The organism is Ectopseudomonas composti, assembly GCF_900115475.1.
GTDB lineage: Bacteria > Pseudomonadota > Gammaproteobacteria > Pseudomonadales > Pseudomonadaceae > Aquipseudomonas > Aquipseudomonas composti.
Genome location: NZ_FOWP01000018.1, coordinates 90,727 through 105,167, shown reverse-complemented (window position 1 = coordinate 105,167; position 14,441 = coordinate 90,727). Strand labels below are relative to the sequence as shown.

Genomic DNA, 14,441 nt, shown 5'->3' with positions numbered 1-14,441 from the left:
CGGCACTGGGCCTGGCCCATTGGTCGGTCGGTAGGGGTTTGGACCATTCACGCACGCTTTGGGGGAAGCCAGCCTTGGGCAGGCGCTCGAACCATTCGCCGATATAGCAGGGAATAGTCCAGCCCGTGAAGAGCTGCAGCAGCCACCATCCGCTGTAGCTGATAACGCCATGGCATTCCTTGTAGGTATCGCGGGCGAAGTAGAAATATTCCAGCGTGCCTTCTTCATGTTCCCGTGGTGGTGTCGGTGGCAGCGCTGACGGGCCTTGCTCCATATACACGCGCAGTGCTTCCCACTCGCTGACAGCGAGCATCAGGCTGGCATGAGCGTGAGTGACCCAATGCATCTGTTCGTTGGTTGCGTCATGAAAACCCAGGCGCAAACTGAACTGTTGAGTGGCCGAATACTGGGTAATGACCTGCTCGACGGCCACGCAGGCAATCACTTCTTCCCAGGGGATGAAGACTGGCTTGCCCTCGGCGGGCACATAGCAGACTTCGCGGCGTTGGCGGTTAAAGCGGATGGGGGGGGGACGGGTTTCTTTATAGGCAGCGTAAGCAACTATGCTGACTGACATCAGGGTAAAGAACAGGAATATCAGCCACCAGATCCAATTGCCGTAGAATTTATATAGCCATGTCCCCCAAAAGGACTCTGCCCAATACTCCCAACGAATCCAAGCCATAAGCCCGGTGGAGAACACATAAAGCAGCATGAACAGCATCAAGGTTCCTATCGTCACCCTAGCAGCAAATTCTCTGCTTCCGCCGCCCATTGCAAAGTCCAGATAGCACTCATTGACCTCACGGTGCATCTGTTGGGCGCTAAAAGGTGCCTGACCAGTCGGTAATGGTTTGGGCGCCAGATACAGGGTTTCAAAACCCAGTTGCTGTTCGCTGTCGCCTGCTCTGGGCAGACGCGCGTACTTGTCCTCAGCCATGTAGATGCTCCGGGGTTATGGGCGTCCAGCTCAGTTGGGTCGCACTGGGGGCTGGGCTGGGGTGAGTGGCGGTAACGGGTTTGCTGCGTATGGCGATGTCCAGCGGGATGCGGTAATGCAGATAACCGGTAGCGGCATGGATCGGTTCATTGGCCATTTCCGGCTGATAGGCCAGGAGCAGTTGCAACAGGCTTTGCCCATCCAGCCAGTCTGCCGGCAGGCGTAGATCCAGTGCCAGGGGCTCGGTTGCCGCCAGGCGGATACACTCTCGCAGTTGCACGCCAGCATCCTCGGCGGGGGCATTACCTTGTTGCAGTTCGACTGCCCAATGCAGCGTGTGGTTCTGCAGGCTGGCCAGACGACTGCCCGGCAAACTCAGGCGCAGGGTACGCCAGCTATCGCCCGTGCTGGCATCCTTGACCATGCCCAGGTCTTGTATGACAGGTTGCAGTGTGGCTTCGGCCAGTAACTGGTAATGGCGCTCAAGGTTCCACTGCGGGCTCTCCTTCTCTCCCCAGCAACAGTGCAGCATCCAGCGTTGCAGGGCGTCGAGGTGGTGATAGTTGTAAACCGTCTCTCCAACGATTTGCAGAGCCGTAAAGGCTAGCCCCCAAGGGCTCAAACGTGCCATGTACGTCATGAAGCGCGGGCCGCGCGTGGCCCAGGCCGCAGCGCGAGCGGCTTTGTAGGTCATGCCGGGGGTTTGTCGCATGATGCCCGTGGCTTCCTGGCGTAAAAGCCAAAGGTCTTTCAGGCCGCGTGCGGTCTGCAGGCCACTGGTGGTCGTCACGCCCATGTCGCCGTAAAACGCCATTACTGCTCCTGTACGCTCCCCGGCAGTGCCCGTGCGAAATGCCTCGTTCCATTTGCCCCAGTTATTCAGGGTAGTGCCCAGTGCGCCTAGTGCCGTAAGACCAACGATAGGCGTACCTAACGCCAGGCCGAGCTTGCCCAAGCGCACGGCAAACAAGGCTCCCGAACGGGTTTGGCTACCGGTATTGAGCCCCTTGAGCACCTCGTTGATCATAACGATATGGGCGCTCTGGTAAATAGATAGACCGGCAGACATTGCTCCAGATAATGAGCCTATAAGAATTAGGTCGTCTTTAAACGAAGCATTTCCTAAATCCTTATATGTGTTTATTGCCGCCAGAGCATTCCTAATCTGTATATACAGCAACAAGCTTGGCAGCCAGGCACTTTTGAATGCCGCCTTATAGGTGCCCTGAGTGGCATAGCCGCCGATCTGGCCGCTGCGCATGCGGCGGATTTCATTCTCCAGCAGTTGCTGCTGACTGGTGTCCAGCCCGCGAATACGCAGGCCGGCACGGCCGCTTTCCAGCGAGCTGGTTGGACTGATGCCTTGCTCCAACTGCGCCAACAGGGCGTTACGTTCAGCAGCTAGCGCTTGAAGCTGTTGATTGTATTGCTGCTTTTGCGCCTTGGAGCGTTCGCGCTCAGCAGCGGTGCGCGTACGTTTTCGGCTATCGCGTTGCGCTTGGTCGCGCTGCCTGACCAGCTCGTCTTCGCTATCGAGCAAGGCAATGAAACGCTGCATATCACTTTTGTAGCGCTGGAACTGCTCGTCGGTGGGGTCGTCCAGCCAGGCGCCTTGCTGCCTCAACGCCAGCAAATGGCCCAGGCGCTGCCCCCTGTTGCTGCGGTTGTCCAACTCGTCGAGCAGATCCTGCATCTGGCCATGCTGCTGCTTGGCATTCTGTAGCCATTTGTCACTGCGAGAAGACAGCGCGGGAATGTAGGTGGTGCTTACCAGCAAGCTGAGTTGTTGCGCCTGCGGAGCCAGATTCAGGCTTTTCGTCCAATGCACGCCCAGAATTTCATCGATATCGTCCTGGCGCTGCAGGGCATTGGCCAGGCTCTTCTGGTAGCCCTTGACCTTCTCCAGCCATTTGATCAGCTTCTGGGCCTGCTTTGCCAGAAACGCACTGGTCAACTGCGTCTGAAATGCCGGTAGCACGTAATAGGGGTAGGTGTGGAAATATTCACCTACCTCGACCAGGCTTTCCTCGGTACGGCAGATATCGCGCGTGCAGTTCTGTTCCACCACCAAGGCATCGCGTAGCTGATTGGGCTGATCGAAGTCGTAGTACCAGGCACTCAGGTGGAATTCCTGGCGAGTAAACAGCTCGACACGGTCTTCGGTAATCAGATCCAGGCGGGCCAGCCAGCGCTTCATATGGCTACGCTCTTCGGCCAGGTATTGCTTCATTTCTTCATGGCGAACCAGATCGTGTAGCCCTCGGGAACCCAGTCCCTGGCCTTCCAAGGTGGCATGGCTCTGGTCTTCGAGGTTTTCGATATCGTCTGCCAGTTCGTCGTACAGTTCTTCGCCTAGCGCGTCAATCATGGTGCGCTTCTTGACTGCTGCCTTGCTGCGTGCGGCTGAGAGCTCTGGATTGGGTGCATATCCGCGCCCCGAGTAATGCACTTGCTCTGGATTGCTCCGTTGCTCCCAGGTCAACTCATTACGCGCGTTGATGTAGTCGTAGACCGTTTCGCGCTGCGCCGGAGTGGTTTTCTCGAAGAAGGGACTGCTGACTCCCGCCTGCTTGGCCGTGTCATCGCTTACCACCATCAGGGTTTCGATATAGCTACCGATAACGTACTTGAGTTCCTGGCGCTGCTGGCCGCTCCACTCTTCGAGCCAGTTGACGACGGTGTCTTGCTCTTCAGCCAGGTCGCGCATGACGCCGATGCTGTCTTTGAGTACCAGAAAAAAGTGGTCGTTCTCGTATACTGGGCTTAGCGATTTCTTCAACTCGCCTAGCTGCGCAGCTCGGAAAAGTTGGGCGTGCTCCCAGCAATAGTCCTGCCCTTCCTGCGGGTTGGCGCCGGCAGGGGCTGCGGTATCATTTGCGGGCTCGGCAATTTCGGCAAGCCACTTTTCCGTTTGTGCATCCGTCAGCAGATGAGTGCCGCCCTTGTCGCAGTCTGCGCTTGCGAGATCGATTCGCTGCATGAACAAATCTCGATCTTCGCGACTTTTGATCATTTGCGAGCACTTGAAAGCCGTCCACTGTGCTTCGGAAAAACACACATGAAGTGTGCTGTTACGCGGGAAAACCAAACAAGGCTCGGCAATAGTGCCGGTGCGCTTATCCTGAGCCGCTTCCTTGCCCTTCCAGACGAATTTGCTCACGAGACCATTTTCGACGCGATATTCGTGCAGGTAGCCGGTTTCGTTGTCGATCACATATAGCCAGCCATCGCGAATCAGCCGAATACCCAGCGGTCGCGATTTGAGCCGATAGGGCAGGCTCAGGGCCGCTGAAGGGTCGAGCCGTTCAACCAGGCCGTAGCGCAGTGGCAGTAGTTGCACCTTGTTCTTCATCAGCGGGCAGGCGCCGACGGGGCTTTTGGCGTCACTCTTGGTCTTGTCGGCTAAGTTGGGGTTCTTTGCAGTCATCAGGAAGTCCTTTCCGCTGACGAGGCGCGGGCGTAGGCCAGATCCGCTGCCTGTTCGATACGTTGGGTGGGCGTAAGCGGCGATGATTGATTGACCAGAGTGGCGATGTCCGGGTTCCTATCCAACGCGTCGTCGCCTAGCAGGCCGAAGAGATTGGCGTAGAGCGTGATCTCGTATTCGCTGCTGAAACCCAGGCTGTAAGCGCGTTCCGCCAGGGTGCGTAGATGTTGCCAGCGTTGGGTTGGGCTCAGTGTGGTTTGGTAATGGGGGAAATAGTCGCGCATGTGCGCGTCGAGGCTGATCAGGATATTGCGAAAAGCCACTTCGCCCAGGATGTCCAATTGATTATCGGATAGCTGATAGGGACGATCCTGTTGCGTGATGACCGTTGAGCCAGGGCGTTGATGTCGATGCCAGACGTTTTCGATGCGATCAGCAGCGACGATCTGTTCGAGCGGGCCAGACAGTGTTGCGTCATTATCTTGCGTGGTTTGGTTCAGTAGCGCGTGCATGACGGCTGGATCGGCCAGCCGCAGCAGCATCTTTTCTCCCAATGGATGACTGACGCAGAGCAGCCAGCGCAGGTGCTTGAGCAGCGCATCGCGACTGGCATGGCTGAACAACAGATAGCCCCATTCTGCGTGGCTGCTTTGCATGAAGGCAGCCAGGGCTGGGTCATATTGCCCGCCAAGGCGTATCAGGCAGGGCGACACATCACTCAATTCAGCCCAGGGCGTTTCCAAATACAGGACGTCAAAGTCTGGCGACTCGGCCCATTCGTAAAGCCGCTTGGGCAGGTTTTCGACGCTGACGCCGTCAAGTAGCAGGTACGCAGGCGCGTCCCAGGGCAAGTCAGAAGGCAAGTGCTGCAGATCATGAGTCGGCACGGGCAGCCTCCTGCTTGGCAGCTTCACAGATAGCGCAGAGTGGTTGTTTGCGCTGCAAGGCTTGCTTCTGCGCCTGAATCAGCAATTCACCCGCCTTATCCGCATCCGCCGGCCTCACCGCCCCCGGCAATATCGGCGCCGCCCCCGAGCCATTGCCCGCTGCCCCGCCAGAGTTGATCTTGATCACCGGCCCGACCAGTGTCACGCCGCCGCCGTCGAGCTTGATGAAGCTGCCGCCACCCTTGAGGGTCAGTTCGCTGCCGGCTTCGAGCACGACCTTGAGGCCGCTGCTGAGGTGGATTTCCTGGCCAGCCTTGATGAACTGGCCGTTACCGAGCTTGATGTGCTGGCTGTCGCCGACGGTGAGGTGGTCGTTGGCCTTGATCTCGGTCTTGCGATCAGCGTGGGTGGTGCGGTGTTCTTCGGCTTTGAAGTGGCTGTAGGCATTGGCCTCGACGGTGTCGTGGCGCTCGTTGCCGACGCGGATCTTCTGGTCGTGCTCGATGTTCTCGTCCCAGTCGCGCTGGGCGTGGAGGTAGATCTGCTCGGCGCCCTTGCGATCTTCGATGCGCAGTTCGTTGTAGCCGCCACCGCTGGGGCTGCTGAGGGTCTTGAAGACGCTGCGGGTTTTGTTCGCAGGCAGTTCGTAGGGCACCACGTGTTCGGCGTGGTACAGGCAGCCGGTGACCAAAGGCTGATCGGGGTCGCCTTCGAGGAAGGCGACCAGCACTTCCATGCCGATACGCGGAATGGTGATGGCGCCGTAGCGATCCCCGGCCCAGCTGGAGCTGACGCGTAGCCAGCAGCTGGTTTTCTCGTCGGCCTGGCCTTCGCGATCCCAGAAGAATTGCACCTTCACCCGGCCGTATTGGTCGCAGTGGATTTCCTCGCCTGCCGGGCCGGTGACCACGGCGCTCTGGCTGCCGAGGATGCGCGGCTTGGGGTGCTTTAGCGGTGGGCGATAGGGGACGTCCCAGGGCGTGGCGGTGAAACGGTTGCGATAGCCTTGGTGGAAGTCGGCGTCGCCAGCTTTACCCTCTCCCCCGGCCCCTCTCCCATGAATGGGAGAGGGGAGATCAAGCACCGACTCTTCCAGCACCTGCGGCTGCTTGCCTTCGTGCTGCACTTCGGTGAGCAGCCAGAGTTGGTTCCACTCCGCGCGTGGGTGCTCGCTCAGGTCAAGGAAGTGACCGCTGACCAGTGTCGGTGAGTCGCCATCGCCCTGTGCCAACTCGAAGTCGTGGCGGTGCCGTTCCAGAGCACGCTTGGCCAGGTGCTTGCCGCGTTCGCGGTCGGTGTAGCGACCGGGGTAGTCGTAGTCTTCCAGCTTGGGCTGGGCGTCACCGTCGGCCTTGGCTTCCAGCTGCAGGCGCGGTTTCTCGAAGTCGTAGTCGCGGCGGGTGACCTGGCTGGTGCGGGTTTCTACGCGCACGCCGAAATGCTTGATCACCGGGTCATCGGCCACCAGGCCGGTGTCCTGCTGGTAGGCCAGCGGCGCCAGGCGCGGGAACGGGGTCTGGTCGTCGCCGAAGGTGAGGATGTGGCCATCGGTGCTGTGCTGGAAGTGGTAGTGAATCCCTTCCTCTTCGCACAGGCGCTGGATGAAGTGCAGATCGCTTTCGTCGTATTGCACGCAGTACTCGCGCTCGGGGTAGATCGAGCTGAGCTGGAATTGGTAGGCATCACCCTGGATGCCGTGCTCTTCGAGCACCTGGCTGATGATCTTCTCCACCGTCAGGTGCTGGAAAATGCGCTGGTTGGTGCGGTGCGCCAGATAGGCTAACTGAGGTACCAGAGTCAGGCGGTAGCGCGTCATGCGCTTGCCGGATTCGCCCTGGGCGATGCGGTGGATCAGGCCGTGGATGCCGGTATTGTTCTGGTCGAAGGCGAGGAAAGCTTGCTGATGCAGCAGGCTTTCCAGATCGAGGTCGGGGCGTTCGCTGATCAGTTCCACGTCGAAGGAGTAAGGCTGGTCGATCGCCTCGCGCCCGCTGAATTCGAGCACCTGCAGGTCGTGTTCGACGCCTTCGATACTGAGACTGAAATGGGTCTGGTTGGCCTGGGCGAACATTCGTTGTTCCTCTCGATCATTCCATGATGGGCGCGTGGCGCGCTCCAGGTTGTAACCGAATCGGCCGCGCCGTGCAGGCAACGGTCGAGGTTTTCGGCGATCTGCTGACGCGTTCTATGCGCAGCTTGCCGAAACGCAGCGGCCAGGACGATGCCTGGCCGCTGCGGTGACGCGGACGCGATCCCGCCTTAGGAAGCGATCGGGGTACGCCAGTCATCGGAACCGGAAGTACCGGAGACTTCGTGGGTCCAGACGATCTTGCGGTAGGTGAAGTAGACGTCTTCCAGGTGAGTGAAGTGCGCCATGTTCGGGTCCTGGCAGTTCGGCATGCGCGACTGAACGTCGACGATCACGGCGTCTTCCAGTTCGATGGTGAAGTAGTGCTCTTGGGTACCGGTGGAGGAGGTGCGGTACCACTCCAGACGGCACTTGCTCAGACGCTCACCGGAGGTCAGGGAGTTGAAGATCAGTGGCGAGGACTTGTCGAAGACCTTGGTGATCATCAGCGGTTTGTGTACACGCTGGCCGGTCGGTTGGCCGGACTGCGGGTCACGCGGGATGATGACCTGATGGTTGTAGGCTTGAACCAGAATCTGGTCTTCATGACCTTCCTGGAAAATGTTGCCGACCGAGTCCTCGGTGAAGGTGCCAGCAGTGATCAGACCTTGCTTGGTGCCTTCGAGGGACAGATACGCGGGTGTTGGCATGAGTGCTCTCCTTGCCTGGGTCATGGATCGTGATCGATCCGGGAGCCAGGTCTATAGCGAGCGGCATGCCATAATTTTTAAATTTAATTAAAACATATAGTTAGCGTGACCAGTCTTGGTTTTGTGGTCACTGTGAGTGGTGGATCACGCTAAGCTGCGCAATAAGTTGCGCAGTGTTGTGCAGGTTGTTGCGCAGCCTGCTGAAGGTCCCGTGTCTACTGGCATACGGCTCGTCGAGTGGTGCTTTATCCACAGAGGGCTGTGCAAGAAGTTGCCAGGCGGATCACTCCGCCCAATGCCGGCCGTGGCGCTCCAGCAGGTGCTGCAGTTGCTCCGGCCCATCGCTGCCGGCCGGGTAAGGCCGTGGGCTCTGGTAGTGCTGGTGCCAGCCCTGCAGGATCGGGTCGACCCACTGCCAGGCCGCTTCCACTTCATCACGGCGCATGAACAGCGTGGAGTCGCCTTCGATCACGTCGAGCAGTAGGCGCTCGTATGCGTCCCAGCGGCGTTGTTGGTTGAAGGCGTTGGCCAGGTTGAGGTCCAGCTCCACCGGTTTCAGGTGCATGCCCTTGCCGGGGTTCTTGGCCATCAGCTGCAGGCTGATGCGCTCTTCCGGCTGTAGGCGGATCAGCAATTGGTTGGCTTCGCCGCCATTGAACAGGCGGTGCGGCACTGGCTTGAACTGGATGAGAATCTCCGAGGCCTTCTTCGCCAGGCGCTTGCCGGTGCGCAGGTAGAAGGGCACGCCGGCCCAGCGCCAGTTGTCGATCTCCACCTGCACGGCGACGAAGGTTTCGGTATCGCTGTCGTTGTCGACGTTCTTCTCGAAATAGTAGGCGGGCACGTCGTGGCCACCGATCTTGCCAGCGGTGTACTGGCCGCGCACGGTCTTGTCCTGCACGTCGAGGCCGCTGATGGGTTTCAGCGCTTCGAGGATCTTCACCTTTTCGTTGCGCACCGCTTCGGCGTCGAAGCGCACCGGCGCTTCCATGGCCACCAGGCAGAGCAGTTGCAGCAGGTGGTTCTGGATCATGTCGCGCATGGCGCCGGCTTTGTCGTAGTAGCTGCCGCGGTTCTCCACGCCAAGGGTTTCGCACACGCTGATCTGCACGTGATCGATATGCCCGGCGCGCCACACCGGCTCGAACAGGGCGTTGGCAAAGCGCAGCGCCATCAGGTTCTGCACGGTTTCCTTGCCCAGGTAGTGATCGATGCGAAACACCCGCGCTTCGTCGAATACGGCGCCGATGGCAGCATTGATCGCGCGGGCCGAATCCAGCGAGTGGCCGATGGGCTTTTCCAGCACGATGCGTGCCGCCGGGCCTGCCAGGCCTGCGTTGGCCAGGTGTGCGGCGATGTCCTCGAACAGGCTCGGGGCGGTGGCCAGGTAGTAGACCCGCACGCGCTCGTCATCACGCCCCAGGCGTTTGGCCAGGCGGCCGAAGTCGGCGCTCTGTGCGGCATCCATGGCGAAGTAGTCGAGGCGTGCGGCGAAGCTGGCCCAGGTCTCGTTGACGAAGTCGACGCGGGCGACCTGGGCGCGGCAGTGCCGTTCGGCCAGCGCCTGGTAGGATTCGCGAGTGTGACTGCTGCGGGCCAGGGCGAGGATGCGCACATCGGCGTGCAAGCGCCCTTCTCGGTGCAGGTGATAGAGCGCTGGCAGCAGCTTGTGCAGGGCCAGGTCGCCCGTACCACCGAAGACCAGCATGTCGCAGGGGATGCTCAAGGGAAGACTCCGACTCGTTGTGGCAGGCCATTGCAAGCGGCCTGCGTTTGCATGAGAGAGGAGCGAAAACGTCCTCGAAGATGCCTGTGTGCTTCGGCACGCGGGCATGCCTGAAAGTTCGTTCAGCGAATTGGCAGCCGCTTGGCGGTGCGCGGCGACGAGCTATGTAGTATAACTACAAGGTCACTACAACCGCCGTCCGCCGATCATAACCGAGCTATGAACCGCCGGGTGCCGCGGTAGACCCTTTTCTGCATAGAGCCTATCTCCGTGAATCTGTTGCAACACATCGCCCAGTCGCGCCACCTGCTGCGCAAGTCCGAGCTCAAGGTGGCCGATCACGTCTTGCTCGATCCTGCATCGGTGATGCACAGCTCGATGGCCGAGCTGGCGCATAGCGTGGGCATCAGCGAGCCGACCATCGTGCGTTTTTGCCGCGCCATTGGTTGCAGTGGCTTCCAGGATCTCAAGCTGAAGCTGGCGCAGAGCCTGGCCGCTGGTGCCAGCTTTGGTCAGTTCGCCATTCATGAGGATGACTCGGTCTCTGACTTCAGCCTGAAGATCTTCGACACCACCCTGCATACGCTGATGGAGGTGCGCGAGAAGCTCGACCCCGAGGCACTGCAGCGCGCTATCGTCGCCTGCTCGAATGCGCAGCGTGTGGAGTTCTATGGCTTCGGTGCGTCCGGTGCGGTGGCTGCCGATGCCCAGCACAAATTCTTCCGCCTGCTGCTTAATGCCGCCGCCTATTCCGACCCGCACATGCAGGCGATGAGCGCGGTGACCCTGCAGCCGGGCGACGTGGCGGTCTGCATTTCCCAGTCGGGGCGCTCCAAGGACCTGCTGATCTCTGCCAACCTGGTGCGTGAGTCCGGCGCCAGCCTGATCACCTTGTGCCCGAGCCAGACCCCGCTGGCGGAACTGTCGACCGTCAACCTGGCCATCGACGTGCAGGAAGACACCGAGATCTACACGCCACTGACCTCGCGCATCGCCCACCTGGTGGTGATCGACGTGCTGGCCATGGGCGTGGCCATGGCGCGCGGGCCGAGCCTGGTCAACCACCTCAAGAGCGTCAAGCGCAGCCTGCGCAGCTTGCGTCTGTCGCCCAAGTCGCTGCGTAACAGCGAGGATTGAGTAGGAGTCTTCAGGGATGAAGCGTTTAATGGAAAGCGCCGGGCTGATTGCGTTGATCGTTCTCTTGGCCGGTTGCAGCACTTTTTTCTCCCGCATGGATGCTGACAGACAGGTCGAGCTGTATCCAGCGACCAAGTTCGCAGTGGATGCTGCCGGCGATGGCTGGTGCTGGATGTTCCTGGCTTGTCCAGCATTGATGGTTTCCCTGCCGATTGACGCTGCGCTGGATACGCTGCTGTTGCCGGTCGACGCTACGCGCGTGCACAACCGTCGAAAGTCGAAGAAGGTCGAGTCGGGCGAGTTGCCTAACGTCACCGAGGCTTCATAGCGCTGCCGTCAAAGCGTCATCTCCCCGAGCGAAGCTGGGTACTCCAGTCCTCGTTCCGGGAGAACCGAGATGCCTCGTATCTTCGATGACGCGCACCTGCACGACCAACCTGATGCCAAGACCCGGCGCAAACTCCAAGACCAGCGCCGCATGGCCTATCGCCGGGCCATCGAACACTATGCCGAGCAGTGCCAGTTGCAACGCGAACTTGCCGACTTCCCCGAGCTGGCGCCCGCTGGCTACCTGCCGCACGCCGAGCCTACTTCGCGCCGCGCCGCCTGACCTGCTTTTGCGGCCCTGCCGGCGAGCAGGGCCGCGAGCTTGCCCGATTCTACGAACTTGTTGCCCGGTTCTGCCGATCTCATCGCAGGGCAACGACACCACGCTTGTTGCCCACTACAGTGATGGCTTGGCTCCTTATATGTGGGCCTGACCGTGAGCGCCGGCGTGCCTGGCGAGAATACTCAGACACCATCAAACAAGGTGGGCAGACCATGATTACCCTGAATCTCAATGGTAAGGACCACGAGCTGGACGTGGCCGACGATATGCCGCTGCTCTGGGCATTGCGTGACGTTGCCAATCTCACCGGCACCAAGTACGGCTGTGGCATGGCCCTGTGCGGCGCCTGCACGGTGAATGTCGAAGGTCAGCCGACGCGGTCCTGCGTGACCCCGGTATCGGCGGTGGCCGGCAAGCGCATCAGCACCATCGAAGCGGTTGGTGAAGACGCCGTGGGCAAGGTGGTTCAGGACGCCTGGCGGCAACTGGACGTGGTGCAGTGCGGCTACTGCCAGTCCGGGCAGATCATGGCGGCGACAGCGCTGCTGAGCAGCAACAAGGCGCCGAGCGATGCCGATATCGATGCGGCCATGAGCGGCAACATCTGCCGTTGCGCCACCTATGTGCGGATTCGCGCCGCGATCCACGAAGCGGCTGGCCAACTGGCCTGAGGAGAATCGAATCATGGGCAAGATCGAAACCCCCGATAGCGCCACGCGCGGCATTCTCAACGTCAGCCGTCGCACCCTGCTCAAGGGCACCGGCGGCCTGGCTCTGGGCATCTTCTTCGCGCCGCTGCTGCGTGGCATGGACGCGCTGGCCGCAGGTGGCCCGCTGGAGCCGAACGCCTTCGTGCGTATCGACCTCGACGGCAGCGTGACCGTGCTGGCCAAACACCTGGAGATGGGCCAGGGCAGCTACACCGGCCTGGCCACCTTGCTCGCCGAAGAGCTGGATGCCGACTGGGACAAGGTGCGCGTCGAAGGCGCGCCGGCCGATGTGAAGCGCTACAACAACCTCGCCTTCGGCCCCATGCAGGGCACCGGCGGCAGCACTGCCATGGCCAACTCCTGGGAGCAGATGCGCAATGCCGGGGCCACCGCCAAGGCCATGCTGGTGGCAGCCGCTGCGCAGCGTTGGGCCGTACCGGTGAGTGAGACCAGCGTCGACAAGGGTGTGGTCAGCCACGCCGGTTCCGGTCGTAGCGCCGGCTTCGGTGAGCTGGTCGAGGCAGCGGCCTCGCTACCGGTGCCCGAGCAGGTGCAGCTCAAGGACCCCAAGGACTTCAAGCTGATCGGCAAGCTCGAGCTGCGGCGCAAGGACAGCCCGGGCAAAACCGATGGCAGCGCCATCTTCACCCAGGACTTCAAGCTGCCCGGCATGCTGGTGGCCATGGTCGCCTATCCGCCGCGCTTTGGCGGTGTGCCGCGCTCGGTCGACAGCAGCAAGGCCAAGGCCGTGCGCGATGTGGTCGAGGTGGTGGAGTTTCGCGACCTGCCTCACGGTCGTTCGGGCGTCGCCGTGTTGGCGAAGAACACCTGGGCAGCGCGCCAGGGCCGCGATGCGCTGGTGATCGAGTGGGACGAGAGCCAGGCCTTCACCCTCGGCAGCGAGGAGATTTTTGCGCAATACCGCGACAGCGCGAGCAAGCCAGGTCTACCGGCGGCGAGCAAGGGTGATACCGATGCGGCGTTGGCCCAGGCGGCTAAAACCGTAGAGGCCGACTACGAATTCCCCTACCTGGCGCACGCGGCGATGGAGCCGATGAACTGCCTGGTCAAGCTGTCCAGCGACCGCTGCGAAATCTGGAACGGCGAGCAGTTCCAGACCGTCGACCAGGCCATCATCAGTGGTTACCTGGGGCTGACGCCCGAGCAGGTTTCGCTGACTCAGCTGTATGCCGGCGGCAGCTTCGGTCGCCGCGCCGGTTCGGTGTCGGATTATCTGCTGGAGGCGGTGGCGATCAGCAAGGCCGCGCGTGACAAGGGCGTGGATGCACCGGTGAAAATGGTTTGGACGCGCGAGGACGATACCCGTGGTGGTTATTTCCGGCCGCTGTACCTGCACCGCGTGCGCATCGGCCTGGACGAGGGCGGCAAACTGCAGGCCTGGCACAACCGTATCGTCGGTCAGTCGATTATTGCCGGCACCTCGATGGAGCCGTTCCTGGTCAAGGAGGGGGTCGACCACACTTCCGTCGAGGGTATTTCCAACCTGTCCTACGCGGTGCCCAACCTGCAGGTGGAGCTGAGCACGCCGACCAATATCAAGGTGCCGGTGCTCTGGTGGCGCTCGGTGGGGCATACCCACACCGGTTACGTCGCCGAAACCATGATCGACGAGGCCGCCGTCGCTGCAGGCCAGGACCCTTACGCCTTCCGTCATGCGCTGCTGGAAAGCCATCCGCGCCACCGCGGTGCGCTGGAGCTGGCCGCCAAGCAGGCCGGCTGGGACAAGCCGCTGGCGGCTGGTGCCGAGGGCGAGAAGCGCGGACGTGGCATTGCTGTGCACGAGTCGTTCGGCTCGTTCGTGGCGCAGGTGGCCGAGGTCACGGTGAAGGCCGATGGCAGCTATCGCCTGGATCGTGTGGTATGCGCCGTGGACTGTGGCATCGCCATCAACCCGGATGTGATCAAGGCGCAGATGGAAGGCGGCATTGGCTTCGCTCTGGCGGCAGCCCGGCACAGCGCGATTACCTTGAAGGAAGGACGGGTCGAGCAATCGAACTTCCACGACTTCCAGGTGCTGCGCCTGAACGAAATGCCCAAGGTCGAGGTGCATATCGTGCCGTCGGCGGTGAATCCGACCGGTGTCGGTGAGCCAGGTGTACCGCCGCTGGCGCCGGCTTTGGCCAATGCCCTGTTTGCGGCTACCGGTGTGCGGCTGCGCAAGCTGCCGTTCCCGGCGCAGATCAAGGCCTGAGGCCAGGTGCGGTA

Annotated in this window: 11 protein-coding genes; 5 read left to right on the top strand and 6 right to left on the bottom strand. The window is 61.1% G+C overall.

Annotated elements, in window-relative coordinates; translation table 11 throughout:
• The 6 genes from BM059_RS23650 to zwf all read right to left on the bottom strand — a co-directional run.
• Positions 1-940: DUF6708 domain-containing protein (locus tag BM059_RS23650; RefSeq protein WP_074941585.1), on the bottom strand; the 940-nt coding region annotated here is incomplete at its 3' end.
• Complete coding sequence (locus BM059_RS23645; RefSeq protein WP_074941584.1) at positions 933-4,367, bottom strand: toxin VasX; 3,435 nt, start codon at positions 4,365-4,367, stop codon at positions 933-935. The genes BM059_RS23645 and BM059_RS23650, both read right to left, overlap by 8 nt.
• Positions 4,367-5,281 carry a DUF4123 domain-containing protein gene (locus BM059_RS23640; RefSeq protein WP_208606128.1) on the bottom strand — a complete coding sequence of 305 codons (915 nt, stop codon included), beginning with the start codon at positions 5,279-5,281 and terminating at the stop codon, positions 4,367-4,369. The genes BM059_RS23645 and BM059_RS23640 overlap by 1 nt, the downstream gene beginning before the upstream one ends.
• Positions 5,241-7,325 (bottom strand): type VI secretion system Vgr family protein, encoded by a 2,085-nt coding sequence (tssI, locus tag BM059_RS23635; RefSeq protein ID WP_074941582.1) that lies wholly within the window; start codon positions 7,323-7,325, stop codon positions 5,241-5,243. The genes BM059_RS23640 and tssI overlap by 41 nt, the downstream gene beginning before the upstream one ends.
• Positions 7,326-7,513: 188 nt before the next feature.
• A complete protein-coding gene (locus BM059_RS23630) occupies positions 7,514-8,032 on the bottom strand; it encodes an Hcp family type VI secretion system effector (RefSeq protein ID WP_037001440.1) in 519 nt (172 codons plus the stop codon).
• 283 nt (positions 8,033-8,315) lie between these two features.
• Positions 8,316-9,758: a glucose-6-phosphate dehydrogenase gene (gene zwf, locus BM059_RS23625; protein ID WP_037001438.1), complete on the bottom strand. Its 1,443-nt coding sequence runs from the start codon at positions 9,756-9,758 to the stop codon at positions 8,316-8,318.
• Between the two features lie 270 nt (positions 9,759-10,028).
• Here zwf and hexR point away from each other — a divergent pair, with 270 nt between their 5' ends.
• From hexR to BM059_RS23600, 5 genes are all read left to right on the top strand, one after another.
• Complete coding sequence (gene hexR, locus BM059_RS23620; protein ID WP_037001437.1) at positions 10,029-10,895, top strand: transcriptional regulator HexR; 867 nt, start codon at positions 10,029-10,031, stop codon at positions 10,893-10,895.
• 16 nt (positions 10,896-10,911) lie between these two features.
• Complete coding sequence (locus BM059_RS23615) at positions 10,912-11,223, top strand: YceK/YidQ family lipoprotein (RefSeq protein ID WP_179529257.1); 312 nt, start codon at positions 10,912-10,914, stop codon at positions 11,221-11,223.
• 69 nt (positions 11,224-11,292) lie between these two features.
• Positions 11,293-11,505, top strand: a complete 213-nt coding sequence (locus BM059_RS23610; RefSeq protein ID WP_074941581.1) for a PA3496 family putative envelope integrity protein — start codon at positions 11,293-11,295, stop codon at positions 11,503-11,505.
• 212 nt (positions 11,506-11,717) lie between these two features.
• Entirely contained in the window at positions 11,718-12,176 is a 459-nt protein-coding gene (locus BM059_RS23605) for a (2Fe-2S)-binding protein (RefSeq protein WP_037001435.1), read from the top strand.
• A gap of 13 nt (positions 12,177-12,189) precedes the next feature.
• Positions 12,190-14,427 (top strand): xanthine dehydrogenase family protein molybdopterin-binding subunit, encoded by a 2,238-nt coding sequence (locus BM059_RS23600; RefSeq protein ID WP_074941580.1) that lies wholly within the window; start codon positions 12,190-12,192, stop codon positions 14,425-14,427.
• Positions 14,428-14,441: the final 14 nt, after the last annotated feature.